The 26,583-nt window shown below is 35.1% G+C and carries 19 protein-coding genes and 1 tRNA gene; 8 read left to right on the top strand and 12 right to left on the bottom strand.

What is annotated here, in order from left to right; translation table 11 throughout:
- Positions 1-68: 68 nt before the first annotated feature.
- The 3 genes from BUC11_RS08755 to BUC11_RS08765 form a co-directional block, all read right to left on the bottom strand.
- On the bottom strand, positions 69-1,901 hold the full coding sequence (locus BUC11_RS08755) for an endonuclease (protein WP_073353390.1): 1,833 nt from the start codon (positions 1,899-1,901) through the stop codon (positions 69-71).
- Positions 1,902-2,240: 339 nt separating this feature from the next.
- Positions 2,241-4,085: an endonuclease gene (locus BUC11_RS08760; protein ID WP_073353391.1), complete on the bottom strand. Its 1,845-nt coding sequence runs from the start codon at positions 4,083-4,085 to the stop codon at positions 2,241-2,243.
- 151 nt (positions 4,086-4,236) lie between these two features.
- Positions 4,237-5,763 (bottom strand): right-handed parallel beta-helix repeat-containing protein, encoded by a 1,527-nt coding sequence (locus BUC11_RS08765; RefSeq protein ID WP_073353393.1) that lies wholly within the window; start codon positions 5,761-5,763, stop codon positions 4,237-4,239.
- A 116-nt stretch (positions 5,764-5,879) separates the two neighbouring features.
- Between BUC11_RS08765 and BUC11_RS08770 the strand changes: the two genes are divergently transcribed.
- From BUC11_RS08770 to BUC11_RS08790, 5 genes are all read left to right on the top strand, one after another.
- Positions 5,880-6,317 carry a PaaI family thioesterase gene (locus tag BUC11_RS08770; protein WP_073353394.1) on the top strand — a complete coding sequence of 146 codons (438 nt, stop codon included), beginning with the start codon at positions 5,880-5,882 and terminating at the stop codon, positions 6,315-6,317.
- Between the two features lie 125 nt (positions 6,318-6,442).
- On the top strand, positions 6,443-7,522 hold the full coding sequence (locus tag BUC11_RS08775; protein ID WP_073353396.1) for an isochorismate synthase: 1,080 nt from the start codon (positions 6,443-6,445) through the stop codon (positions 7,520-7,522).
- A gap of 53 nt (positions 7,523-7,575) precedes the next feature.
- Entirely contained in the window at positions 7,576-8,292 is a 717-nt protein-coding gene (gene bshB1 / locus BUC11_RS08780) for a bacillithiol biosynthesis deacetylase BshB1 (RefSeq protein ID WP_073353397.1), read from the top strand.
- 75 nt (positions 8,293-8,367) lie between these two features.
- Positions 8,368-8,443: transfer RNA gene (locus tag BUC11_RS08785), tRNA-His, on the top strand.
- A 312-nt stretch (positions 8,444-8,755) separates the two neighbouring features.
- A complete protein-coding gene (locus BUC11_RS08790; RefSeq protein WP_073353399.1) occupies positions 8,756-9,952 on the top strand; it encodes a PAS domain-containing sensor histidine kinase in 1,197 nt (398 codons plus the stop codon).
- 187 nt (positions 9,953-10,139) lie between these two features.
- Here the strand turns inward: BUC11_RS08790 and BUC11_RS08795 are convergent, their stop codons facing one another.
- From BUC11_RS08795 to BUC11_RS08820, 6 genes are all read right to left on the bottom strand, one after another.
- Positions 10,140-11,153, bottom strand: a complete 1,014-nt coding sequence (locus BUC11_RS08795) for a M28 family metallopeptidase (RefSeq protein ID WP_073353400.1) — start codon at positions 11,151-11,153, stop codon at positions 10,140-10,142.
- Between the two features lie 4 nt (positions 11,154-11,157).
- A complete protein-coding gene (locus BUC11_RS08800) occupies positions 11,158-12,171 on the bottom strand; it encodes a DUF3667 domain-containing protein (protein WP_073353402.1) in 1,014 nt (337 codons plus the stop codon).
- A 103-nt stretch (positions 12,172-12,274) separates the two neighbouring features.
- Positions 12,275-13,045, bottom strand: coding sequence for a dienelactone hydrolase family protein (locus BUC11_RS08805; protein WP_073353403.1), 771 nt, complete (start codon positions 13,043-13,045; stop codon positions 12,275-12,277).
- 112 nt (positions 13,046-13,157) lie between these two features.
- Positions 13,158-15,356: a penicillin acylase family protein gene (locus tag BUC11_RS08810; RefSeq protein WP_073353405.1), complete on the bottom strand. Its 2,199-nt coding sequence runs from the start codon at positions 15,354-15,356 to the stop codon at positions 13,158-13,160.
- A 1-nt stretch (position 15,357) separates the two neighbouring features.
- A complete protein-coding gene (locus BUC11_RS08815; RefSeq protein WP_073353407.1) occupies positions 15,358-16,221 on the bottom strand; it encodes a cyanophycinase in 864 nt (287 codons plus the stop codon).
- Positions 16,222-16,263: 42 nt separating this feature from the next.
- A complete protein-coding gene (locus BUC11_RS08820) occupies positions 16,264-16,716 on the bottom strand; it encodes an Lrp/AsnC family transcriptional regulator (RefSeq protein WP_073353409.1) in 453 nt (150 codons plus the stop codon).
- 233 nt (positions 16,717-16,949) lie between these two features.
- On the opposite strand from BUC11_RS08820, the gene rocD reads away from it, so the two are divergent.
- Both rocD and BUC11_RS08830 read left to right on the top strand, forming a co-directional pair.
- Positions 16,950-18,233 (top strand): ornithine--oxo-acid transaminase, encoded by a 1,284-nt coding sequence (rocD, locus tag BUC11_RS08825; RefSeq protein ID WP_073353410.1) that lies wholly within the window; start codon positions 16,950-16,952, stop codon positions 18,231-18,233.
- Positions 18,234-18,243: 10 nt separating this feature from the next.
- Positions 18,244-19,206, top strand: coding sequence for an arginase (locus tag BUC11_RS08830; protein ID WP_073353412.1), 963 nt, complete (start codon positions 18,244-18,246; stop codon positions 19,204-19,206).
- Between the two features lie 123 nt (positions 19,207-19,329).
- Here BUC11_RS08830 and BUC11_RS08835 read toward each other — a convergent pair whose 3' ends face one another.
- Positions 19,330-20,721 (bottom strand): RagB/SusD family nutrient uptake outer membrane protein, encoded by a 1,392-nt coding sequence (locus tag BUC11_RS08835; protein ID WP_073353414.1) that lies wholly within the window; start codon positions 20,719-20,721, stop codon positions 19,330-19,332.
- 10 nt (positions 20,722-20,731) lie between these two features.
- Positions 20,732-23,719 (bottom strand): SusC/RagA family TonB-linked outer membrane protein, encoded by a 2,988-nt coding sequence (locus tag BUC11_RS08840; RefSeq protein ID WP_073353415.1) that lies wholly within the window; start codon positions 23,717-23,719, stop codon positions 20,732-20,734.
- 444 nt (positions 23,720-24,163) lie between these two features.
- On the opposite strand from BUC11_RS08840, the gene BUC11_RS08845 reads away from it, so the two are divergent.
- Positions 24,164-25,459 carry a TIGR00341 family protein gene (locus tag BUC11_RS08845; RefSeq protein WP_073353417.1) on the top strand — a complete coding sequence of 432 codons (1,296 nt, stop codon included), beginning with the start codon at positions 24,164-24,166 and terminating at the stop codon, positions 25,457-25,459.
- Positions 25,460-25,505: 46 nt separating this feature from the next.
- Here the strand turns inward: BUC11_RS08845 and BUC11_RS08850 are convergent, their stop codons facing one another.
- On the bottom strand, positions 25,506-26,564 hold the full coding sequence (locus BUC11_RS08850) for an ArsO family NAD(P)H-dependent flavin-containing monooxygenase (RefSeq protein WP_073353419.1): 1,059 nt from the start codon (positions 26,562-26,564) through the stop codon (positions 25,506-25,508).
- Positions 26,565-26,583: the final 19 nt, after the last annotated feature.

A 26,583-nucleotide genomic window follows, 5' to 3' on the forward strand; every position in this document is an offset into this window, starting at 1 on the left:
GTGCAAATTTAAACAATTAAGATTAAATTTTGGCTATAAAAAAAGCGGCAAATTTGCCGCTGTTTGAATTAGTTGATTATTAATTTTTTTATGACTGAATCCGAATCGATAGTAACGCGAACTAAGTATGTTCCTTTCGCAATGTTCGGCACCGTAATTTCTGATTTGGTGCTGTTTTCTTCGCTGTAAATTTTCTGGCCAATGATAGAATAAATTTCAATAGAATACATTTTATTCGAATGATTGACAGAGAAAGTTCCATGCGATGGATTTGGATAAATAACAATTGCATCCATATCTAAAATAGTTTCTGTTTTAGACTCTTTTGCAACGATGCGACTTCCTAAATTGTTACACGTGTCTGAAGTGTAAGAATCCCATTGGGTTGTTTTATTGAAAGTAGTTGTAGGAGAAGTAACAGTAGCTTTTCTTCGAAGGGTTTGATCCGCTGCAAAGTTTGCCGTTCCGCCATTAAAAGTTCCAACGATGTCAATTAAGATACCATTTTTGAATAAACCTATAGCATCATTTCCATTAAAAGCAATCTCAGTTGCCGATGTAGAGATGTTTGCAGCGCTTATTGGATAACAACTGGACGCCATTAAACTGTTTACGATAGTAAATTTACTTCCGTTATTTAACGTTCCAGTTAATGTTAATCCTGCACTCCAAGCACCGGCTCCATTCGTTTGTTTTTTGATACTGTAAATTGATAAATTAATTGCAGCACCCGTTGCATTTGAAATCTCCAATGCTTTATTATTCGAAGAACCTTCAATATATTCTGAGAATAACAAATCAGTCGCAGTAGAACCGCTTGCAGTTGTTGTAACGTTTATAGTGTTACTTGAAGCAGAAATATTTCCTGCTGCATCTTTAGCCTTTACAGTGAAAGCGTAAGTTGTTGAAGCTGTTAATCCAGTAATAGTAGTGGAAAGTCCAGTTACCGTTGCTTTTAAAGCGCTGTTCATATAAACATTATAGCCAGTTACAGCAGTGTTGTCCGTTGATCCTGACCAATTTAATGAAATGGAGTTCGTTGTTTTTGTAGTGGATACTAGGTTAGCTGGAGCAGTTGGAACTTGTGTATCACCTGTTGGGTTCCATATTGCTTGTACATATTCCGGATGGTCAATAAAAGGATTTCTATTTTTTTGGATTGCATATATAGCATTGTTGCGTGCTATTTCTCTCGCGCTAACTGGATCTTGATTGTGCCAAGAAATAAGTAAATTTAAAAATGCTGTAGTAAATACTTGGTTACTTGAGTTATTAAACATTGCATAAGAATAACCAGCTACAGTATTTTCATAACGGGTTGCAAAATAAAAGTACATCCGTGCAATATCCCCTTTGAATTCGCTAATTGGCTCAAAAATAGGTCCGGAATAACCAGAAGTTGTGCTTGCTCCAAGTTTACTTCCATTCAAAGAAGTCCAAGTTGCAGATGTTACCGGTCCGTGTGGATAATTAGAACGCTGCCCGTTTACTTTTCCATCTGTAGGGGTGATAAAATGCGCATCGGAAACCATTGGTGCAGCAGAATTAAAAGTAGATTGCGGAATGATATGTTCTCTATTGTAACAATCGCCTTCTACGCTATAAGTACCGCATCTTTGTGTTGTCCCTGCACCATACGAGTAGGGATCTGTTCCTGTTGGTTTTTCAGAATACATGTCTAAAATTGTACCGTCATTTTCATAGTAATAATCCCTATCTGATGTTTGATACGTGGTATACAATCCTGCATATCCTGGGTCAGTATGTCCTTTGATAATGTTGTATAATTGCGTTTTCAAGGTGTAGCCGGTTCCAGTCGAAGTGGCGTAATAGCCGCTTGGTATTTGCGCTATAGCTGCTGTTACAACAAGAAGTAATAATGTAGAGTAGATTTTTTTCATAGGGTAATTTTATTTGGTTAATTTGGGGTTACTTTCAGGCAATAAAGCTTTATTTTTAATTTTTATTTTACTGAAGTTGCGCAAATTTATAACTTTTATTGTGTTTTATGTTAAGGAATTATGAATTTTATTATGATTTTCTTAACATAAATAGCAGCGTTAAAATAAAATATATTTTACTAATATTTTTTGGAAAATGGCAATTTAAATTACGGTCTAAAGTCGGATTAGTTTTCTAAGCCTATTATTGACAAGAGATGAAGAAGTTAAAATTCGGTATTTTGGGTCTAAAAAAAGCGGCAATAAATGCCGCTTCCCCCATATTATTTGTTTTATTAATTAATTCACAATTAGTTTTTTAGTACTAGATTGCGTGTTGCTTGTGATCTTAATCACGTATACTCCTTTTTGTAGATTGTTTACGGTAATAGCCGAGCTGTTAGTAAAATCTTTTTCAAAAACTTTTTGACCTAAAACTGAAAATACTTGAACGTTGTAGTTTTCATTTGGATTTTCGAAATTTATTTTGAAGTTACCGTTTGATGGATTTGGATAGATTGTAAAAGCACTAGCCTCAAAATCATCGTTGGATAAAGTAGCTAAGGAATGACTTCCAATCCCATTACAAGTATCTTTGGCATAAAGATCCCATTCTGTTGCTTTATTGAAAGTTGTGTTTGGTGCAACAATACTTGGTTTTCTTCTTAGCGTTTCATCAGCAGCAAAATTTGATGCTCCTCCGCTAAATGTTCCAATAATATCGATTAGGATCCCATTTTTAAACAAGCCCATTGGGTCATTACCGTTAAAAGCTTCTTGAGCAGATGATAAGTTGGCACTAGAGGCTGTATAACAACTAACGGCAATTTGTGGATCAACTAAAACGAATACAGCTCCTGAGTTAAGCGTTCCAGTCAAACTTAATCCAGCGCTCCATGCTCCAGCACCATTAGATTGTTTTCTAATGGAGTACCCTGTCAAGTCAACTGCAGCTCCAGTAAAATTGGCAATTTCTAATGCTTTGTTAAAACTGCTTCCTTCAACATATTCTGAAAAGAATAGCTCTGTAGCTACGGATCCTCCTGCTGGGGTAGCAGTAGTTGTTCCTGTTACTGTTGCACTCCCTACAGATGAGTTTCTCTCATCGTCTCTCGTAATGATATAAAAGTTGTAAGTAGTAGAAGCTAATAAACCAGAAACAGTTGCGGTTAATCCAGTTTCAGTGGATTTAAAAGTGCCGTTTACATATATATCATACCCTTTAACAGCTATATTGTCTGAGGCTGCAGACCAAGTTAATCTTGCTGAATTTGAAGTAATGTCAGTCACTGCTAAATTTGTAGCAGCAGTAGGAGCTTCTGTATCTGTAGGTTCTGTAGTCCAAACAGCTGTTACATAACTTGGATTGTCAATATAAGGATTCCTATTGTTTTGACGTGCATAAATGGCGTTGTTACGCGTAATTTCTCTAGCACTTACTGGATCTTGATTGTGCCAAGCCAACAATTGATTTAGAAATGCTGTGGTAAATACTTTACTAGTTGAATTATTGAACATTGGGTAATTGTATCCGGCAACTGTATTTTCATAACGAGTGGCAAAATAGAAATACATTCTGGCAATATCCCCTTTGAATTCATCAATGGGTTCAAAAACAAGACCTGAATAACCAGCAGTTGTACTGGCTCCAAGTTTACTTCCGTTAAGAGTAGTTTGAGTTGCAGTTGCTACTACAGAATGGGGATAATTGGATCGGATTCCGTTCACTTCTCCGTCAGTAGGAGTAATAAAATGCGCATCCGAAACCATTGGTGATGCTTCGCTAAATATAGATTGTGGAATAATGTGTTCTCGATTGTAACAATCTCCCTCTTTAGCGTAACCACTAGATCCGCATCGCTGTTCAGTTGCAATGCTGTACGTGTATGGATCTGTTCCCGCTGGATTCTCGGAATACATGTCTAAAACCGAACCATCTTTTTCAAAGAAATTATCAATATCTGACGTTTCATAGGTAATATATAATCCTGCGTACGTTTGTACCGTATGGTCTTTTACAATATTGTACAATTGAGTTTTCAACGTATAACCTGTTCCTGTGGCATTTGCATAGTAGCCATCTGGCGCTTGTGCAAAACCAGCTGTAAAAATGAATAATAAGAGTAAAGAGTAGATTTGTTTCATAGTTTAATTCTTGGTTTAATTTGGTTTTAAAATGAATTTTTATGTTGTAATCGGAATTTGGTCAAAACTACTATTTATATCACAGATTCATGTTACTAGATGTTTAATTAAATGAAGTGTTTTTTTATATGCAGTTAATAATTACTGTTTTCTATTTGGGAAAGGCTTTGCTTTGATACGCTCCTAAATCAGGGGGTAGCGTTCTAGTAGTTCCTAAAATATCTAAGGGAATCAAATAAACCGAATTCCCTTTTGCGAAAGCAGAAGATGTTGCATCAATGTTCAATTTATGCTGTGGAACACTCAAAAATTTAGGGTCTTTATTCAAAATTATACCATTATAATGTGCTGTGTCCGTAGTAAATTGATAATTGAGATTGGTGGTAAATGGGTTGGACACGTTGTCAAATTTGATGAGACAATGGTTGAACTGGTATTCAAAAGTAGCTTCACTTTTTTTATTCAAAATCATCTCATTTGAATAGGAGCCATAAATGATACAATTATTAAAAGTAGCAGCAGTCAGATCTCGCGCTTCAGGAATTGCTCCCGTAATATTGTTGCTAATAAAAACGGCCACTTGTTGCGAACTATTCCAATTATTGTTGAAAGTACAATGAGAGAATTTATAATTTCCTCCATACGTGCAAGCTAAACTCGCTTGTCCAGCATTGTTAATGACTACGTTTTCGGCATTGATATTTGCGGTCTGCGCCAAAATTCCGTAGTTTGCTGAGTTGTAAATTTGTGTATTTTTGATTGATACTGTGGTGCCATCATTATTTTGAATCAACAAGCCAATGGTCGCATTTTTTATGGTGAGGTTTTTTATTGTGTTATTGGTGTTGCCGTCAGTAAGCCAAATCGTTCCCCATTGTCCTGGTACGTTTGAAAAATTAGGTTCTAAACGATCGCCTTCAAAAATAACTTCGTTTTCGAGCTTGTCCGTTGTAGAAAGTGCTCCATTGACTTGTATCGAAGCTTTATTGGCTACAATAAGTCCAGAATTAGCATGAAAATGCACTCTAGTTCCGGCTTCAAAAGTGGCTGTTTTATTCGAAGGAATGGCTGCATACCCATAAATCACATACGGTTTGTCGTTTGTGAATTCCAATTCATTTCCATTCACAGGATCATTTTCGTCCAGATAAAACCCATCTATTTTTTCGTTACCAATAGGAAGTGTTTCCGTCGTTCCATCGGCAAAACGGTTGGGGTATAAGAAAACGGCATCTTGAATCAGTGTTACTAGTTCTACATTTTGTAGGTTTTCGCCACTGTCAAACTGAATTTGATCCGTATATAAAAAATCAGTTGGATTTGCATCTGCAATATTAGCGGTAGTTTCTATAAAAATATACAAACTGTCTTTGGCTAAAAGGTCTACGTTGTTAAAAATTTTCCCTTCTGTTCCCTGCATTCCGTCAACGGACATACGGTATTTAGAATTCAATCCTTTGCCTAAACTAATACTTGGGATAGTAATGTCATTCTTACTTTTATTGTACACTTTGAGTCGGTACGTGCTAGAACCAATATTCGAGAATACGGTGTCCAGGTAAATTGTGTCTTTGGAAAACTCTAAATCACCGGTGCTGGCTACGGTCTCAAAATCAGAGCGACAGGAACATACCGCAAGTACAATTGCAATTAAAAACAATATTATTCTAGGACGCATCTCGTTATATTTTTTGTAAAAATAGGAAAAATCTATTTTCGAAATTAGAATAACAATTGTATTTACTGTTTTGTGACTTATCTTTTAATTAATTTTACATTTTAAAAGCCAATAACATGACATTCGACAAAGAAAAAATACTGCAGTATTGCAATCACGTTTCTAAAAATACTTTAATGCAAACACTAGGTATTGAATATACTGACGCAGGAGAAGATTTTTTAGTAGCTACAATGCCCGTTAATCCTTCTGTACATCAGCCAATGGGATTATTGCACGGTGGAGCATCGGTGGCTTTAGCAGAAAGTGTAGGCAGTGCCGCTTCTATGCTTTATGTAAATTCTGAACTAAGCGAGGTGCGCGGAATTGAAATTTCAGCCAATCATTTGAAAGCTAAACGAGACGGAATTGTAACGGCAACCGCTAGGATTGTCCACAAAGGAAGAAGTATTCACCTTTGGGAAATACGAATTACAGATGAAAAGAATGCTTTAATTTCGCTTTGCAAATTAACCAATATGATTTTGCCAAAAAGAAAAAGCGGAGATAAATAGTAGCATTTTATTTGTGACTAAAGCCCAAAAGAAATGTAAGGAAAAGTACAAAAAGGATTTTGACAAAATCTGGCAGATGATAAAACCCTTATTTTCAATAGAATTTATATTTTAAAATAGTAGAAATGATTGATTTTTTTATAAAAGTAAAACAGCAAAAAGCTCAAAATTTGCCTTTTGTATTGTATCGGAAACCAAATAATATCAAATTAATTGGTTTTTTTCAAAATAACGATCACTTATATTTTGCCGAGAATTTTGAGGAGACGGGATTTGTTTTCGCTCCTTTTCAAGGAAGCCAAATGATATTGATTCCCAGAAATCAATCGGTAAAATGGGAAACACTGGTACCTTCTTCTGATGAAAATAATGCCTTGGATTTCATAGATTCAAAAGATATTCAAGCCAAAGAACATTTTGAAGGGCTGGTGCAAAAGGGAATTGACGCTATTGCAAAAGGGACTTTGAAAAAAGTAGTAGTGTCTCGGGAAGAAATTGTCAATGTGTCAAATTTTGATTTAGTTTCAATTTTCGAAAAATTAATTCAAAATTATCCCACTGCTTTTTGCTATTGCTGGTTTCATCCCAAAATAGGTTTATGGATGGGGGCTTCACCGGAGCGATTACTGAAGGCCAATTCAGATACTTTTTATACAATGTCATTAGCAGGTACGCAAAAAATCCAGCCTTCAAAAGAAGTAGTTTGGGAAAAAAAGGAAATAGAAGAGCAGCAGTTTGTTACTGATTTTATTTTGAATAATTTAAAGGATTTGACATCAGAAGTAGCTGTATCTAGTCCGTACACTGCACAAGCTGGAACTTTAGCACACATTAAAACAGACATTGAAGGCGTAATTAATGAGCATTCAAGCTTGAAAGAAGTTGTTTCTGTTTTGCATCCAACGCCTGCCGTATGTGGATTACCTAAGGAAGTCGCTAAAAATTTTATTTTGGAAAATGAAGGCTATGACCGAGAATATTATACCGGTTTTTTAGGTGAATTAAACAAAAAAGGATTCAATACTGGAGAAATAAAATCAGATTTGTATGTGAATTTGCGATGCATGCAAATCAAAGAGGATTCGAAACGCGCAATCACTCATGCGCATTTGTATGTAGGCTGTGGTATTACAAAAGATAGTGTTCCAGAAAATGAATGGAAGGAAAGCGTGAATAAATCTGCTACAATGAAACAAGTGTTGTAGTAGATTCCATTTAGATAATTAGTAAGGTTCTATATTAAAAAAAAACAAATAAAATGAAATTAGATATATTGGCTTTTGGTGCGCATCCTGATGATGTGGAATTGGGTTGTGCAGGAACCATTTTAAAAGAAATCTCGTTGGGGAAAACGGTGGGAATAATTGATTTAACCCGTGGCGAATTAGGAACTCGCGGATCTGCTGCCATAAGAGATCAGGAAGCTAATGCTGCTGCAAAAATTTTGGGAGTTTCTGTACGTGAAAATTTAGAAATGCGAGATGGGTTTTTTGTCAATGATGAAAAGCATCAATTGGAAATCATAAAAATGATTCGGAAATACCAGCCTGAAATTGTTTTGTGTAATGCAATTGATGACCGACATATTGATCATGCTAAAGGAAGCAAGCTAGTTTCAGATGCTTGTTTTTTATCTGGATTGATGAAAATAGAAACCACAGTAGCGGGAGAGAAGCAGACTGCCTGGAGACCTAAAATTGTATATCATTACATTCAATGGAAAAATATAGAGCCTGATTTTGTGGTTGACATTACGGGTTTTACAGATAAAAAGATTGCAGCAATCTTGGCTTACAGTTCTCAGTTTTATGTTGCCAATTCGAACGAGCCAGAGTCTCCAATTACGAGTAAAAACTTCTTGGAAAGCCTGAATTACCGTTCTAGAGATTTGGGACGGCTTTCTGGAGTAGAACATGCAGAAGGTTTTACGGTAGAAAGATATTTGGCAGTCAATAGCTTAGGAGATTTGATCTAAAATAGATGTAAATTTTTAAAAAAATTATTTGCAAAAGTAAACTTATGTTGTATATTTGCCACCGCTAAGCAGTATGGTGGTTGTAGCTCAGTTGGTTAGAGCATCGGTTTGTGGTACCGAGGGTCGCGGGTTCGAGCCCCGTCTCCCACCCAAAAAGGTAAAAGCCTCTCAGAAATGAGAGGCTTTTTTTGTGGATTAAAGTTTCGTGAGATTGTAGCTCATTCACTATCGGTTTGAACCTAGTAAAAGAGAATAAAATCATGTTAACATCAATTAAATTATTTTGAATTGTATGATTCATTAGATTAATAGAATAGCTATTTCAGTCTATATTGACCCGTTAGGTTTTATATTCTTTGTATTAAAGCAATCGTATTTTCTTTTGTTTATCTTTGAGCGCTCTAGACAATCAAATCAATTGATAATAAGCTTTCAAAATTTAAAATATTATTTATATAATTCAATGGAAAACGAGAAAATAAATGCTAAAATTCTTAAAAAGAAATACATTCCAACAGCTGAGTTTTATAGCCAAATAATTGATAGTTTACAAGATTATTCGATTTTCACTCTCGATAATGAATTTATAATAAATAGCTGGAGTTCTGGAGCTGCAAAAATTTTCGGTTATGAATCGGATGAAATTATAGGAGAAAGTTTTGATATAATTTTCACGGAAGAAGATATAAAAGATGGTATTCCGCAAACCGAAATTCAAGCTGCGCTATCAGAGGGGAGAGCTACAGACAATAGATGGCATATTTGTAAAGACAAAGAAGTGTTTTATGCTTACGGTTTGGTTTTTCCACTCATTGGTGTGGACGGCGAAAGGTTGGGATTTGTTAAAATTCTGCGCGATCTGACGGAACGAAAGAAATCAGAAGATGCCATCAAGAAATATGTAAAAGAACTGGAAGATCTAAATGCACACAAAGAAAATGTACTTGCAATTGTATCCCACGACTTAAGAAGTCCATTATCTGGAATTATAGGAACGGCAGAATATTTGAAAACAAATTTTGACCGATTAGAATCCAAGAAAGCAAAAGAAATGCTTGATTTACTTCATAAAACTGCAGTCGATGAGTTAAATATGCTAGATAATTTAGTTGAATGGGCTAGAATAAAGTATGCATCTGAAGTGTTTTCTCCAACAAAAATTACCCCTTTTACTTATGTACAAAAGGTTTTTGATTCTTTACGAGAATCAGCCTCTTTGAATTCTATCACTCTTTGCAATAAAATCGAAGCAGATACTAGTGTTTTTGCAGATGGAAAAATGATACTTTCTGTTTTTCAAAATATAATTTCTAATGCCATCAAGCATTCTTTACCTGGAGGGGAAATTACCGTTTTGGCGAAAATTGAAACAGAAAAAGTAATAATTCAGATAAAGGATTCCGGAATTGGAATGTCTAAAGAGGTAGTAGAAAAACTTTTTACGCCTCAAATGAGTACACTTTCAAAAGCAAGAAAAGATAACAAAGGTGCTGGAATAGGCTTGTTATTGGTCAAGGGATTTCTAGAAAAGAATGATGGCGAAATATGGGTTGAAAGTGTGGAGGGAATTGGTTCTTCTTTTTATTTTTCGCTGCCGTTGGAGGAATCCTTATTTAAGATTAACAGTTCAGACAAAATTGAATTTGACGAAAGAGTCTAATCCATACGTGACAAAAAAAAGCTTTGAAGTGATTCAAAGCTTTTTTTTATGGGTCTTTTGTTTGCATAAGGGATAGTAAAGGAAATCCTTTATTGTCTCGTTTTTTAACGAGACAATAAAGATTGTAATGGATAGCCCGACCACGCTGTAACGCCAGTGAAAGCGAGGATATGCCCAAATATTCATTCTATTTTTTATCTACAACTGGTCTGTTTTCTCTGTTTGCCAGTTCCCAAGCGGTAACAAAGGCAAACTGCGCTCTTTTGGCTAATGCATCATATTCAATTTTGTCTGGACTGTCCGTTGGTTTATGATAGTCCGCATGTACGCCATTGAAAAGAAAAACAGAAGGAACTCCGTTTTTAGCAAAATTGTAGTGGTCAGATCGCTCATAGAAATGGTTTGGATCTTTTGGGTCGTTGTATTTGTAATCTAAATTCAATTGAGTATATTTTGCGTTTGCAATGGTACAAATGTTGTCTAAATCGGATGACAATCGGTTGGCTCCAATAACATAAACATAATTATTGCTGGTTGCATGGGCTTCATCGCGTCGGCCTATCATATCTATATTGATGTCGGTTATTGTGCTTGCTAGGGGAAATAATGGATTTTCAGAGTAATATCTGGAACCGTGCAAGCCGTGTTCTTCGCCGGTAACATGAAGAAAAAGGATAGAGCGTTTTGGGCCATGCCCTGCTTTTTTAGCAATTTGGAATGCTTGCGCAATTTCAAGTAAAGCAACAGTTCCTGATCCATCATCATCAGCACCATTATAAATTTCTCCATTTTTTGTTCCCACGTGATCGTAGTGCGCTGAAATTACAAGCACTTCATTCGATTTTTCAGATCCTTCAATGTAGGCCCAAACGTTTTCGGAGTCTGCTAAATTTTCGTTGCGTTTTGCATTCAGAAAAGCAGCAGGGATTTTTTGGTAAAAGTCTGAAGCGCCAGTTGGGAAGCTTATGTCGTTTTTCTTGTATTGATCGATGAGGTAAACACCTGCTTTTTTCTGTCCTGCAGATCCAGTTTCACGGCCTTCCATTTCATCGGAAGCCACGATATAAAGATGTGTTTTTAATTCGTCAGCAGTAATTGTATTCATGTATTTTGTTGGTTCCACCTGAGCGAAACTGCTTTTTTGTGAGGCACAACTTAAGGTTAAAATGGTGAACAGACTTAATAAAGAGATTTTTTTCATTTTTTTAATGTAAATTGATAAAGGTGTAAAGGGCAAAAAGTGTTAAAATTATAATTATAAGAACTATATTAATAAAGAATAATACACTGCTTTTTAGAAACGAAATAAATCTTGTTTCACCATAAAAGCAGTGATGTGCAGGGTAAAAATAGTAAACCATCCATCCAATTCCGATAAAATTAATAATTATTTGTAGAAATGAAGCAAAATTGGATTTCTGAAAAAAGGATAGTCCTTCGTTAATCAGGAACAATAGTAATAGGATTAATAATAAGAAAGAGAAATAATGTAAGGTAAAAATGCCGTGATCAAAATAAAACCATTGTTTTTTATTTTGGAATAACAAAAGAAAAAGAGCAAAAAGCGGCATGTAAATGAAAAGAACTTTGGGTAAGTTGTGCGTGAAAGAACTAATGAATTTTTTAATAATTTCTGCTTGAGTGTTTTCTTCTTTGACAGTTTGAATTTTTTTAATAATCCAATAGTTGAAATCAGAAAGTTTTTCTTCTTCAGTGGCATTTTGTTGGATTGAGTCTAATTGTGCTACGGATTCATATCCCACATTAAATAATTGATCTTCATCGTTTGATGCAGTTTGGGTGTTTTTAATTGAATCATTTTTGGAAATAATATTTTGAAAAGATTTATTTCTAGTGGTAATACTAGGCTCTTTTTGTATATTTTTCTCTGCTGTATTACTATTGTTTGGAAAAAGGGCTATTATTAAAAAGGTAATAAAGCTGATAAAAATGTAAAGTCGAACGGGAGCTAAATAAGAAAGTCGTTTTCCAGAAAGGTATTCTTTAGTCAACGCAGCAGGTTTGAATAAAAGATTTTTTATAGTGCGCCAAAAAGCATTATCATAATGTGTTAAATCCTCAAAAAAATGGATAAAGAGGTGGTGAAACGTCTTTCTGGTATCGGTATTTTCTTGTCCACAATTAGGACAGAATTTATTTTCTACCACGTATCTGCAATTAAGGCAGGTTTTGTCGTTTCGGATCTTACTTTTTGACATAAAAAAAAACAGTATAAATTCTATATTTTCGAAAAATTCAAGACTATAAAACTAACAAAAATCTACAACTTATCCTGTTTTTGAAAAAAATATATTTACTAAATTATTTTAAAACTTCTTTTAAAAAAGAATTCATCCGTTCCCACGATCTCTTAGCTGCTTTTTCGTTGTAAGCAGCACCTTTAGAATTGTCGTTTCCTGCTTCAGGATCTGTAAAGGCATGAACTGAATTAGCATAATAAATCATTTCCCAATCTGCTTTGGTATCTCGCATTTCTTGTTGAAAAGCGGCTACCTCTGTTGCTGGCACGTAGGTGTCATCTGCACCATGTAAAACTAAAATTTGTGCAGTTATTGGTTTGTTAATTCGGGAAGCATCACGTCCTAAACCACCGTGAAAAGAAACGGCTCCTTGAATTTTCATTCCTGCTCTAGCTGCCTCAAGTACTCCTGTTCCCCCAAAACAATAGCCTATTACAACGATATTATCTGGATTAGCACCTGCTTTTACTAATTGATTTAATGCGAGTTGGATGCGTCTGTGATAATCAGCAACATTGTTTTTGTAAAAACCAGCTTGTTTTCCTGCTTCCTGTGTAATTGTCGGATAATTTCCTTCACCATAAATATCAGCGACGAAGGCATAATATCCCATTTTAGAAAGCTTTGCTGCGGATTCTTTTGCATGCGTATCGATCCCTTTCCAGGCGGGAAGAATTAGAATACCAGGGTTCGTTTTGTTTCCTTTCTTTGGAGCAACTGACAATCCATTTAATTTTTGATTTCCATCCGTATATTTTACTGCTTTAAGTTGGGCAAATGCACCATTGGAGAACAATAATAATCCTAAAAGAATAAAAAGAGTATTTTTCATAATTGTTATTTTTAATGATACAAATTTCTTAATTAAGCAGTTATGAAAGTAAGACTTTAATTTTTTTATCTTATAACTGTATTTTGAATTCTTATAGTGAAGAACAGAATGTTTATTCGCCAGGATGATAGCTTCGCTCGGCATTTTTTTGTGCCTCGTCTTTATAAAACAATACTTCTTTGAATTGTCCTTTTCGATACCGATCTGCTTGGTCGTAAAAATGTTTTGATTTTGGATCACCGCTATTTCCGCCTGCTAGTAATGATTTGGCTTTTACTTTTGGTCCAAATTCTACCGCGCATACAAAACTATTCCCGTTAAATCCATAGCGTTTTTTGGTGTCTTGGTAGGAACTTTTATAAGCAGGTAAGCTCCCCCAAATTGCTGGGCCATAAGCAATGGGTAGGCTTTCTAAACCGTCATTATAAATCAGATTTATTTCTCCCGAACTTCTCTGGAAACGATTCATTTCTCCCCAAGGGATCTGCCAGCTTCCAAATTTTATTTTCAGTTCGTCGACAACCATTTTTAGTTGAGGAATCAATTGTTCAGGAAGTGCATTTTTTGCAAAATTACGGGTATTTTCTACTTGGTCCATTTCACCTTCGTCAATGTATACTTTTTGAATAATCTTATCCAATTTATAACCCCATTCGATGGCTAATGTGGTTGCAACAGAATTTTCTTTGGCATAATAATCCCAATTTTTTAACTGGCTGATCGGTTCAATTAATTCATTATATAGTGCATCTTCTGTACTAATATTTTTTTCAAAACTGGAGATTAACGAGGGGATTAGAACTTCGAATGCCGTTAGTTTAGTATCGTATCCGTCAGCAATTACTTTATCTAATGTATATTTAGTTCCTTTGCTTAATAATCGCACCGCATTTAATCCTCTAAAGCTTTCTCCGTCAGGCGCCATATAAGGAAGATAATTTTCTTTTTTTGGACTATGGTCTCCAGCTGCAGTGTAAGGGGTAGAGTTACAGTTTTGCAGCCAGCCGTTTATAGGATTATAAGAATGAACGGTTTCTGAAACGTCATGTAGTCCCTTCCATTGTGTTGCTTTTGTTGTGCCGTCCATCACTTTTGACCAGTTTAAATTTTTATCGCGAATGGGAATAAAATTGCCATGCCAGTAGGCAATGTTTCCCTCTTTGTCAGCATAAACGGTGTTGTTAGATGTATTGGCTTTTAAATCCATTGCCTTTTTGTAGTCTTCAAAACTTTTCGCTTTGGTACGCACCCAACTTTGTTCTAGACTTTTCATGGAGCGGTTATTTGATTTTAAGCTAATCCATTTTCCATCTCTTTTGGCCATAATTGGACCGTTATTGGTGGCATAAGTTTTGAATGTTTTTGGAATTAGTTTTCCGTTTTCTAGATATTTGATAGTGATCCATTTTTCGATTACGGGTAACAATTTCTTATCGTATTCGTAAAACAGTTTGTTTTTTTTAGTTGTGATTTTTTCTGCGTACATATCGGCTACATCTACATTTGATGAGGTGTGCATCCAGCCACAATTTTCATTAAATCCTTGGTAAATAAAGAATTGTCCCCACGTTACAGCTCCATAAGCATTTAATCCTTCTTCGCTGCTCATCTGGATTTCTGGTCTGAAATAAAAAGTAGTATGCGGATTAATGTATAAAATAGCATTTCCAGAAGCTGTTTTTGAAGGTGCAATTGCAAATCCGTTTGAACCCGTTTGCACGTCTTTTTCACGTTCGATATAAGCGACTTTATCTGTATTTCCAGAATAAAATGCTTTTAATTCTCCAGTGGAAAGGCCAGCGGTGCTAATAGCCCCAATGCTCCCATCAGTCCAAAGCAAGGGAAACCAAGGTTCAAAATGAGTTAATAAAGCGGGCTTTACTTCGGGATGATTGTAGAGGTAAAAGTTAATGCCATCAGCATAACTGTTTAATAGTTTTTTCAACCAAGGAGCGGCTTTTATATAATCGGTTTTGGCTGCTTCGGTATCGATTAAAAGTTTAATTTCTAAATCATTGTACAAAACAGCTTGTCCTTTAATTTCGGAAAGGCGTCCTAGTTTTTCGATGTAATTCATTTCGACCCGCTTGAAATCATCTTCACATTGTGCATATAACATACCAAAGACAGCATCAGCATCAGTTTTACCATATACATGAGCAATTCCCCAATTATCTCTAATAATGGTGACTTGTTGAGAGAGTTTTTTTAGCCGTGCTACTTCTTTAGTTGTTACGTTTTGTGAAAATATTGGAAAACTAAAACAAAAAACTAAAATAAGCAGCGGTAAATGATTCTTGAAATATTTCATTTTATTGGATTTTAAATTTTTGACCTTGAATATAAACAGCCATTTCTAGGCGTTTGATGCTGACCAAATTGGCCTTTTTGGACTTGGTTATTCCTTTCGGTTTTTTGAACACAATTACTTCGCTATCGCCAGCAATTTCGATTTCTTTATTACGAACAATCAGAGCAGTGCTTTCATCAATACCAATTCCTATGTGTTCTGGAAATTCAACTAAAGCAGAAAGTAAGCGATTGTAACGGCTCCTTTTTAGAAAATGCTGGTCGATAATTACGTTTTTGATTAGACCTAAACCTAAGGAAGTTTCTAGATTTCCGTGCCTGATGTTATCAAAAGTAGCGGAGTATTTAGGTTCTAATTTTTGGTTGCCTGTAATCATGTGCTCGCACATAACCGCAGCTCCAGCGCTGGTTCCCGCTATTGTACTTCCATTTTCATAAGCTCGGTGAATGGCGGTATATGTTGGCGTATTTTTGACCACATCCATAAAACGAGTTTGATCTCCTCCACTAATGAAAATTAGTTTTGCGTTTTGTAAAGAATCGTTCAGCACTTTATTATTGGTTGATGTGGTATCAAAATTCAGCATGATAATTGGATTTGATGTCAGTTTTTGGAATTGTTCCTTAAAATAAATGTAGGCACTATCCGGTTCTTCACTTGACATGGGCAAAACAACCACATAATCTTTTTTCTTCAACTCAGAAATGCTGATTAATTGTGTCATAAGCGCATCTGATCGGTGTCCGCCTCCAATGATGAATAGTTTTCCTTTTGTATTTTGTGCCTGAATGGTGAAGCTGCACAAAAAAGCAAATAAGCTAATTCGAACTTTAAGCGATAGAAAAGAATGTAAATGTTTTTTCATCAGTATTTTATTTGTTTAATCGAAAGTCAAATAGATTCTTTGCTATAACGATACATTTCTTTTAAAAGCGCAACCCAATTCAATTATGGAATCGGTTTTGGCAATGCCAGGAATAGTGTCTATTTTTTCATAAAGGACACTGCGCATGTGTTCGTGGTCTTTGGCAATGATTTTTACATAAAGAGTAAATGAGCCCGTGATATAATAACATTCTGTTATTTCTGGAATTTTTTTCAATTCCTCAATAATTCGATTTGAATCTTGATCCTTATTTAAGGTGATTCCGGTGAAAGAACCCCAATCATAGCCCACTTTTTTTTCATTGATTATTGGTTTTATACCAGTAATAATTCCTTGTTCAGTTAATCTATTGATCCGTTGGTGCACCATGGTATTTGATATTTTTAAATGAGTCGCAATGGCTGAATAGGCCATTCTTCCATCTTTTTCTAGTTCTTTGATGATTTTGATATCGAATTCGTCTAATATATCCATGTTATTGTTACTATTAATGATGAAGGTTTTGTAGAAGTATAAATGTACTTAATTTTATTTATTTCGAAAATAGTTGTAAATCGAAATGCTTGTTTAAAATAATGACTTATTTTAATGTAAATTAAAGAAATATTTTCAAATAATATCTTTTTAAAAGTCAAAACATTTATTTTTATTGCTAAATTAAAAAAAAGTAGTAGTTTTGTGCATTACTATTTTAAAATAAAAACATCATGACACATACAGAACAAAACCTTTCTTCAAAATCGGAAGCGTTGATAGCAAAAGAGAATCAATATGGAGCTCATAATTACCATCCTTTACCAGTAGTTTTAGAGCGAGGTGAAGGGGTTCATGTCTGGGATGTGGACGGGAAAAAATATTATGATTTTTTATCGGCATACTCTGCTGTGAATCAAGGACATTGTCATCCAAAAATTGTAGGTGCTATGGTAAAACAAGCACAAACACTAACGTTGACTTCTCGTGCTTTTCATAACGATCAATTAGGACCGTTTGAAGAATATGTAACTAAGTACTTTAATTTTGATAAGGTATTGCCAATGAACACGGGTGCAGAAGCAGTGGAAACGGCATTGAAATTATGCAGAAAATGGGCGTATGAGGTAAAAGGAATTTCTGAAAATCAAGCGCAAATCATTGTATGTGAAAATAATTTTCACGGAAGAACAACAACCATTATTTCCTTTTCAAATGATGAAAGTGCCCGTAAAAACTTTGGCCCTTTTACTGCTGGATTTATCAAAATACCTTATGATGATGTTGAGGCTTTGGAGAACGTACTGCAATCTTCCAAAAATATTGCTGGGTTTTTAGTAGAACCAATTCAAGGCGAAGCGGGTGTTTATGTTCCTACCGAAGGATACTTAGCTAAAGCAAAAGCGCTTTGTGAACAACATAATGTATTATTTATTGCAGATGAAGTACAAACCGGAATTGCTCGTACTGGAAGGTTATTAGCAACTTGTGGGAATTGTGATTGTAAAAATGGTTGTGAAGCAAGACCAGAAGTAAAACCAGATATTCTTATTTTAGGAAAAGCGATTTCAGGTGGTGTTTATCCGGTTTCAGCAGTTTTAGCTAATGATCACATCATGAATGTTATTAAACCAGGGCAACACGGTTCCACTTTTGGAGGGAATCCTGTTGCTGCCGCTGTCGCTATTGCTGCACTTGAAGTGGTAAAAGAAGAAAATTTGGCGCAAAATGCCGCTCACTTAGGAGAAGTTTTAAGAACTGGGCTTAACGAGATTGTTTCAAGAAATCCTATAATCACCTTGGTTCGTGGCAAAGGATTACTAAATGCTATTGTGATTAATAGTGGTGAGGAATCTGATTTAGCCTGGGATATTTGCATGAAATTTAGAGATTATGGTCTATTGGCTAAGCCAACTCACGGAAATAAAATTCGATTTGCCCCACCTTTAGTGATTACTGAATCGCAGATACAGGAATGTTTGGCTATTATCGAAAGAGCCTTAAACGATTTTAGATAATTTATAGATTATGGGAAAAACGATAAAATTAATAAAAAATAGATCGGATATAGGTGCTGGTACACGAGGATCCGATTTAGGGATTGATGCTATCGAAATTGCAGCAATCAATCAGGATAGTGATTATTTTAATCAATTTGAGTTTGAAGATGTAAGGACACACAACGAATCCATATACGACAAAAATAGAAGCTCCTCTGCTAAACGAATTGAGCATGTTGTAGAGCAATGCACCAGAGTTTGTAATGCAGTAAAGAAAAACCTAGAAGGAAATTATTTTCCAATAGTTTTATCAGGAGATCATTCCTCGGCATTAGGAACTTTAAGTGGAATTAAAGCAGCGTATCCAGAGCAAAATATCGGTGTGTTTTGGATTGATGCTCATGCTGATTTACATTCGCCTTACACTTCACCATCAGGAAATATTCATGGAATGCCTTTGTCTGCGGCTCTTGCTGATGATAATTTGAGTTGTCAGAATAATGATGTTGCTCCAGAAACGCAGCAGCATTGGGAAGATATGAAAAATATAGGGTACAAGGGACCTAAAGTTTTGGCTGAAAATCTAATCTATTTTGGTGTTCGCGATACCGAGGAAGAAGAGAATAAGCAAATTGAAAAACTGCACATCAAAAATTATAAGGTCGACGAAGTACGCTTTAGAGGATTACAAAAATGTGTTTCGGAGGCGTTGACCAAAGTCGCTCATTGTGAAGTTTTATATATTTCTTTTGATGTGGATTCTATGGATTGCGATATGATTTCCTACGGAACAGGAACACCAGTTCCTAAAGGATTTGATCAGTACGAAATCATTGCCATAATTAATCAAATTATTCAAACCAAAAAGGTAGTTTGTATCGAATTTGTAGAAATAAATCCGCTATTGGATACTAAAGGAAATAAAATGGCTGAAACTGCTTTTGAAGTATTAGAGGCTATTACATCCGAACTTAGTGTGCCAATCGAATAATTTTAAGAGCTGTTAAATATAAAAGCCCGAAATCTTAATTGATTTTCGGGCTTTTAATTTTTTATGATTTCTGGAAAATAGGCCAGACGAATTGTATTTTACTCTGCGTGGTCCTAAACTCTATTAACTTCCGTAACCAGGATTTTGGGTGATTTTACTATTGGTATCCATTTCTCTTAAAGGAATTGGAAATACTAAAGTATTGTCATTGTAAGGAATTAATTTAGAACCATCGGCAAATACATCAATAGAACTTTTTGTTCTTTTTAGATCATGTATTGCAAAACCTTCCATTGCTAATTCCAACTCGCGTTCTCTTAATATAGAAGTTAAGTTCACGGTCAAAAAGTTTGTAGCGTTTGCGCGAGTTCTAAGTAAATTGATATCCGCCAATGGCGTGTTACCAAGGAACGTACCTTCTCTGAAATTTGCTTCAGCTCTAATCAAGTACATCTCAGCAAGACGCATTAATTGTACATCACCAAACTGATTTGTATACTTAGAAGTCAATCGTCTTCCGTTGTCCGGATTGATGTAATTGAAATTGCGTCTTTCGTCAGCAGGGTCAGTAAATTTATTCAGATAATTAGATCTAATTTCGATATCACCACCACGACCACCATTATTTTCAGAAGCATATAAATTAGTTACTTCATTTTCTCCCGTTTGTTTTGTGATTTGGATTGCAAAAATATCCTCACTTTGATTCACATCATGATTGAAAGCATTAGCATATTTAGTGGATAGCGTGCGACCACTATTTTCAATAACATCATGAGCAGCATCTCTAGCAGCAGGATAATTTCCTTGTTGTAAATACACTCTGGCCAATAAAGCTTTGGCAGCATACTTGTCAGCATAAAAACTATTTTCTTCTGGAAGATCATTATAAGCAAGGTTTAAGCCTGTAATGATTAGTGCGTAAACTTCACTTACAGTGCTTCTTTCTTTTGCTAAATCAGTAGTAAAATCATAGATGGCGTTTGGTCTGATGACAACACCTAGTTGACTATTGGCTTGGCCTGCTTCATAAGGTTTTGCGTAAAAACGAACCAGATCAAAATAAGCTAACGATTTCAAAAAAGTTGCTTCAGCAACCATGGTTGCTCGTTTAGCAGGATCCTGTACTTTATCTATGTTCTCTATAACGGTATTGGCAGCATTAATGATTTGGTAATTTCTAGTGTAAATTTGCTGAACAAAACCATTGTTAACTAACATTGTTTTGGAATACATTTGTCTGCATTCTGCAAAAGTTCCTCTCCATCTAAAGTCGGTTGTTGCAGTGATTCCAGTCTGCGCTAATAAATCTGCTGAAGTCAAAATTCGACCGCCATAAACATCACCATCTGCAGCTGTAGCATAGGCACCTATTAAGATATTCATAATGCCGGATTCAGTACTTAATGTTACTGTTGCATCCTCATTTTGTCTTGGATCAATTTCTAATTCACTATCACAACTTGCGAAAAAAGTAGCGAAAAGAATAATTAAGATTAATTTATTTGATTTCATTTTTTTATTTTTAAAAATTAATGTTCACTCCCAATGCAATTGTTCTCGCAGGTGGTGTAGAATAAAATTCTTCTCCAATACCCGTATCATCTCTTCTTGCTTCAGGATCATAACCAGAATAGTTTGTAAAAGTAAGTAAGTTAACACCTGTTGCATAAAGTCGTACGCTTGTCATTCCAAGTTCTTTTATAGCATTACCAGATAAAGAGTAGCCTAATGTTAAGTTTCTTAAACGAACAAAATCAGATTTATCTAAAAATCGTGTAGATGCTCCAGTTCCATTACTACCGTATAATCGGGCTTGGGGAACATTGGTAATATCTCCAGGATTTTGCCAGCGATCCAATTGATCAATTGTTTGATTGTCAAAATAATCTGCAGCAACGGATTGATAAATACCAGCAGAATTATAGATACTAGCACCCCATTCTCCCTGGAATGTAAAAGAAAAATCAATTCCTTTGTAGTTGATTGTATTGGTTAAACCAGCCATTAAGGTAGGAAAAGGATTTCCTGATATCACTCTTTTAGCTGTAGCGTAATTGTTGGTTGTTGATTTGTCTAAAGAGCCATCTGTATTAAGCGTGTTTTTAACAAATAAAGCATCTCCATTAGCAGGATCTACTCCAGCATATTCTACAAGATAAAAGGATGAAATATTTTCTCCTACGCGGTTAATAGTGAAGGTTCCTACGATATCCTTATTGTTATTAGGCATGGATAATACTTCGGATTCATTAGTTGTAATGTTGAAACTTGTATTCCATTTAAGATTGTCAGAGTCAATATTCTTTGTATTCAGGGTAAATTCTACTCCACTACTTTGTACTTCACCAATGTTTTGGTTGATTGAAGTTGCTCCAGAACTAATGGATAACGGAACACTAAAAAGTAATCCATTTGTGTTTTTTCTGTAATAATCCGCTTCAACACTAATTCTATTCAGCAAACCAAATTCAACACCGAAATCAATTTGAGTTGATTTTTCCCAAGTAAGATTATCATTTCCAGCTTGAGCAAAAGAAAGTCCTGATTTTAGGTTGTAAGGATTTGATCCAAACAATTGGCGTGAAGCAAAATTACCCAATTCAGCATTTCCTAATTTTCCCCAGCTTCCTTTTAGTTTTAAGAAAGTCAGCGTAGTATTATCTTTTAAGAAGCTCTCTTCTGAAATAATCCAACCAGCTGAAAATGCGGGAAAGGTACCAAATCTCTCATTTTTACCAAAACGGGAAGAACCATCACGACGAATACTGGCTTTGAAAATATACTTATCAGCAAATGAATAGGTAAGTCTACCAAATTGAGAAACGAAGGTATAATCCGTTTCATTTCCAGATCCTGCATTTACTTCTGCACCACCATCAACGGTTTGAAAGGAGTCGTTTGGAAAGTAAATACTAGTAACACTTTGAAATCTTCGATTGAATTTATTAAATTCTATACCAGCTACCGCATTAATATCGTGTTTTTCACCAAAGGTTTTATCAAAGGTCAAATAGTTACTGTAGATATACGTCTCATTATTTACAGAAGTTGCAAAAACTTCTCCATCAGTGGCCATGAAAGGCGTATTTCTACCAAACCAAGCATCTTCTGTTTGTGATAATAGGTCATAAGAAAAATCTGAATTGGCTTTTAAAGAGGGAAGGATTTTAAATTCTCCATATACTTTACCAGTAACTCTTCGCATAAGTGTTTTCCAAAAAGCATTATCAATGGCTAATAAGTAATTCGCATATAAGGTATTTGGATTAGCAGTTCCGTCTGCTAAACGAGCAGGAGATAGCGGCGATTGTGCAACAGCTTGTAAAGGTGTTGTAAAAGAGTTGTCATCTTGCACACGATCAATTTGGGATCTTGAAAAACTTAAATTCATACCAGCTGTAAAACGGTCTGATATTTTGTGAGACACATTGCTTCTCGCTGTTATTCTTTCTAATGCATTACTATTTATAATACCAGTGGTATTGTTGTAAGCACCAGAAAAGAAATATCTTGTCTTAGCATCTCCTCCAGATACTGAAAAATCAGCATCGGTATTATATCCATCTTGAAAAGCAGTATCCTGCCAGTCTGTATCTACTTCTCGGTTTCTCCAGTCTGTTCCTTGTGCTAAGAACTCAAAAGTATCTTCAGCCTCAGCAGCATCACCAAGTCCATTGATGGATGCCTCAGTAAACAATTCAATGTACTGATCTGCATTCAGCCATTTTCTTTTATTAGTAGCTTGGCTAACTCCTTGAGAAAGGTTGATGGAGAATGTTCCCTTCCCTTCTTTACCTCTTTTTGTAGTAATCAAAACCACACCATTTGCTCCTCTAGCGCCATAAATAGCTGCTGATGATGCATCTTTAAGAACATCAATAGATTCGATTTCGTTTGGGCTTAATGTAAGTAATGGATTGGTTGGTGCGCCATTACTAGATTCATTAGTAGTCACTAAAGGGATGCCGTCCAAAACATAAAGGGGTTGTGTACCTGCACTAATACTTGCTGCACCTCGTACTCGAATGTTTATTCCTCCATCTACTTTACCATTAGTTTGCGTAATTTGTACCCCTGCTAATTTACCAACTAAGGCATTTTGAACATTGGATACTGGAATTTGTTGGATGTCTTTTGCTGTTACACGAGCAATATTATCCGTCAATTTCTTTTTGCTTTGGGTTCCATACCCAACTACAACAACTGTTTCTAGTTGATTTGAGGCATCACCGAGCTTTATCAGCATTGAGGTAGCTGCAGCAACCTCTACCGTTTTCATCCCTACAAAGCTCACTACTAAAATTTGTCCTCTTTGCGCTTTTATGGTAAACTCCCCATCAAAATTTGTTTGCGCGCTAATGTTAGTTCCTTTAACAATAATGTTAGCTCCAGGAATTGGAAGACCGCCCATATCGGTAACTTTACCAGTTAGGGTACTTTCTTGAGCATATATTAATTGCACAAAAAGTACAAGTAAGACGCTCAAAAAATGTTTGAATTTAATTCTCATTTTCGGATTATTTAAGATTAGTTACTTCAAATATCCAAATAAAATGTTAAATAAGGTGTATTGTAGGTGTTAAAAATGTTTTTTTGCCGTTTAATTAGCAATAATTTAGTTTTTTTAACATAAAAGTACAGATTTCATAATAATATACGTTTATCAAATTAAATTTGTGAATGCTTTACGAATGGCTTTTCCTTATTACTGTTTTTTATCATGTTAAAATGGAGATTGTTTTACTTGAATTTTTTTTCCTAATTTTAAGATTGAATGAGTTTAACTTATTTCAAATCTATGAATGAAGCAGCTAAATTGTGTGGCCAATTAGAAGATTGAAAGTGAAAGTTTTCAATTAGTTCAAAAATGGTTATCTTGCTACTTTGGCGGATAACAGCAAAGGCAAAATGGTGAGGTTGGAGATGCTATTCAATTAAGAAATAAACGAGGGAAATGAATAAAGTAGTAAATTTTATTGACTTACATAGCGGCGAAGAAAACAAGAAGAAAGTGTTGGATAATGTAAAATCAAACATCTCTTTTAGAGGATCGAATCTATGGATTTTAGCTTGTGCCATTGTAGTTGCTTCAGTAGGTTTGAATGTAAATTCAACTGCCGTTATTATTGGTGCAATGCTTATTTCTCCTTTGATGGGACCAATTATTGGAGCTGGTTTTGGCTTGGGAATTTATGATTTTAATTTGCTCAAAAGATCACTTAAAAATTTACTCATCGCTACGGTGGTAAGTTTATTAGTATCTACTATTTACTTTTTCTTAAGTCCCTTCAAAGACACCCAATCCGAACTTTTAGCCAGGACGTCACCTAATATTTACGATATTTTCATTGCTTTCTTTGGAGGTTTAGTGGGAGTTATAGCGATCACAAGAGTAGAGAAGGGAAATCCTATTCCTGGAGTGGCCATTGCAACTGCATTAATGCCACCGTTGTGTACGGCAGGTTATGGTTTAGCTTTAGGGAATTTTAAATTCTTTTTTGGAGCAATGTATTTGTACACTATTAATTGCGTTTTTATCTGCATTGCAACCTTTATAATTGTCAAATATTTAAAATATCCAATTGTTAAACAAACTGATTTAAGAACGGAGAAGAGAGTGAAATATATGATTTCATTTCTGACTTTAGCCTTGATTGTACCGAGTGTCTTTTTTGCCTACCAACTTTTTCAAGAAAAAAAATACAAGCAAAAAGTAGAATTATTTTTAAAATTGGAATTCTTAGATAAAGGATACACAGTATTGTATAAAAAAACACAATTTACGTCAAATCCAAAAAAAATAGATATTGCTTTTTTAAGAAGAAGACTCGATAAGGATGAAATAAAAGAACTTAACGTAAAACTAAAAACGTACGAGTTAAATAACACTGTTTTAAATATTATTCAAGATACAACTGATTTGAAACAGGATATTTTAAATGAAATTACTTTTAATAACAAAACCATGAGCGAGAAAGATTTGATTATAGCTAAGTTGCAAAGCCAAATCGTTTCTTTAAAATTTGATAACAATGCCATTTTAGGGGAAACTAGAATTTTGTTTCCTGAAATTATCAATATTGCTATAGCAAATCATATTTTTAATGAGAATAAAGAAGATAGAAAAGTGATTACTGTGGTGCTTTATGAAAGTAAAAATGATTTAGACACAATCGAAAAGAAGAAATTGACTGCGTGGTTAAAAAATAAATTTAATACTGATGCGGTAGAAATTTTCAAAAGGCAATAATTTAATTTAAGGCGCCGCTAATGGAGCGTTTATTAGAAAAACTAAATTATTGGTTGTGCAAATAGGCTAAAATTTCGCTACAAGTTTGTTTGGCATTTCTGTTTGTGCCTATAAGTGTTGCCGATGCATAACCAGTCCAGCTTCCATAACCCGCTAACCATAATCCATCAACTTCTGTTGCTTTGCTTTGTTCTGCTTTTACAATGCCTCTATCGTCTGTTGAAACACTATTTTTTAGAAAAGACGTGGCATACCCAAAACCCGTACACCAGATTATAGCATCAAAATCTTCTTTAGTTCCGTCATTCCAAATCACGCCCTCTTTATAAATACTTTTAATACCACCGCTAGAGAGGAGAACACCTCTAGATCGAGCTTCTTTAACTGGCGGTACCATTACAATAGTTCCTAAATCATAATTGGCTGCATTAAATGGTTTTCCTTCTTTTTCCGCATTGTATTTTGCAGTTGCTACGTTAAAAAGATAAAAACCATCTACTTCGTCTGGTAAATATTGAGGTGGTTTGCTAGTAGACCATTTAACATTGGTAACTTTAGAAACTTCGGCTACAATTTGTGCGCCTGAATTGCCTTCGCCCACAACAAGGACTTTTAAATTTTTAAAGGATTCTGAATTTTTGTACTGTGCCGAATGGATCTGAATTCCTTTGAAGGTATCTATTCCTGCTATTTTTGGTATAAAAGGATTGCTCCAAGTGCCTGTTGCGGCAATAATAACTTTGGAAAAATACATTCCTTTATTGGTTTGTATTTTGAAAATTTTATTTTCTAAAAGCACGCTTTCTACAGTTACGGATCTCTCAATTGGCAAGTCATAACGCTTTTCGTATTGGCATAAATAATCAATTACTTCTTGTTTTAGAGGAAATAGATTTTTAGATTTTGGCATGAGCCATCCCGGTAAGGAACTGTGTTCAGCAGGAGAAAAAAGGGTTAGGCTATCCCAAGCATGAAGCCAAGCGCCACCACATTTTTCCTCTTTGTCCAAGAGAAGGAAGTTCACTTTATGGCGCCGGAGATAGTACCCGCAAGCTAGTCCACTTTGTCCGCCGCCAACGACTATGACATCTAAAATTTTGTTCATTTTGTTTGAATCTGTTTAA

The sequence above is a fragment of the Flavobacterium xanthum genome (assembly GCF_900142695.1).
Classification (GTDB): domain Bacteria; phylum Bacteroidota; class Bacteroidia; order Flavobacteriales; family Flavobacteriaceae; genus Flavobacterium; species Flavobacterium xanthum.